We start from the raw sequence: 245 nt of genomic DNA, 5'->3' as shown, positions 1-245 counted from the left end.
AGGAGACACCCAACAGGTGATCGTGACCAGTCATTCGCCAATTTTCGTAGGCAAAGTGGCGGACGACCTTTGCCAGATTGTTCGTGTTCGCCGCGATAATGGGGTGAGTAGTATTGGTCAGGTCAAGAAGACTGACCTGAGTGGCGTCCTTGGTCAAGGATATGAGTTCAAGTCGTGGCTGGAAAATTACGTTAACGATGTGAACGTGCCAGATAACGCGAAAGGGAACGCCAAGACGTTGCTAA

The 245-nt window shown here is 50.2% G+C and carries 1 protein-coding gene; it reads left to right on the top strand.

Going from position 1 to position 245, the window contains the following annotated elements:
* Positions 1 to 16: 16 nt before the first annotated feature.
* Positions 17 to 245: hypothetical protein (locus KVT32_RS31085; protein ID WP_217619530.1), on the top strand; the 229-nt coding region annotated here is incomplete at its 3' end.

The sequence above is a fragment of the Achromobacter sp. GbtcB20 genome, from assembly GCF_019091095.1.
GTDB lineage: Bacteria > Pseudomonadota > Gammaproteobacteria > Burkholderiales > Burkholderiaceae_B > Achromobacter > Achromobacter mucicolens.
The sequence above is the reverse complement of the archived record's forward strand: the minus strand, read 5'-3'. Positions and strand labels throughout refer to the sequence as shown.